Origin of the sequence: Shigella sp. FC1567 (assembly GCF_001743015.1) — a bacterium.
Classification (GTDB): Bacteria; Pseudomonadota; Gammaproteobacteria; order Enterobacterales; family Enterobacteriaceae; genus Escherichia; species Escherichia coli.
The window spans coordinates 1-598 of the sequence record NZ_MIIV01000370.1; the positions used below are offsets into that span (position 1 = coordinate 1).

Here is a 598-nt window from a genome sequence, read left to right on the forward strand (position 1 = left end):
GGAGCTTGTGGAGCAAGAGCTGTGGGGTGTCTTACTGGCTTATAATCTGGTGAGATATCAGATGATTAAAATGGCGGAACATCTGAAAGGTTACTGGCCGAATCAACTGAGTTTCTCAGAATCATGCGGAATGGTGATGAGAATGCTGATGACATTGCAGGGCGCTTCACCGGGACGTATACCGGAGCTGATGCGCGATCTTGCAAGTATGGGACAACTTGTGAAATTACCGACGAGAAGGGGAAGTGAACCGCCCCGGGTTTCCTGGAGAGTGTTTTATCTGTGAACTCAGGCTGCCAGATCATCGTTTCCGATGGAAGCATAATAAGCTTTTTCTGCTTCTGCCGGAGGGATGTGGCCCAGCCTTTCCAGCAATCGTCGATTATTATACCAGTCCACCCACGTGAGTGTGGCCAGTTCCACTTCTGCACGGTTTTTCCAGCTCTTACGGTGTATTACCTCCGCTTTGTAAAGACCATTGATGCTCTCCGCCATCGCGTTGTCATACGAGTCGCCTGTACTTCCTGTTGATGCCAGTAATCCGGCTTCCTTAAGCCGCTGTGTGTAGGCCAGCGATACATACTGAGAACCTTTATCA

General features: G+C 49.7%; 1 protein-coding gene and 1 pseudogene. One reads left to right on the plus strand and one right to left on the minus strand.

The window, feature by feature from the left end; genetic code table 11:
- A pseudogene (locus tag BHE85_RS18040) lies at positions 1 to 286 on the plus strand (IS4 family transposase); the annotation flags it as partial.
- 2 nt (positions 287 to 288) lie between these two features.
- Here the strand turns inward: BHE85_RS18040 and BHE85_RS18045 are convergent.
- On the minus strand, positions 289 to 598 hold a 310-nt coding region (locus tag BHE85_RS18045; RefSeq protein WP_146628272.1), incomplete at its 5' end, for an integrase core domain-containing protein.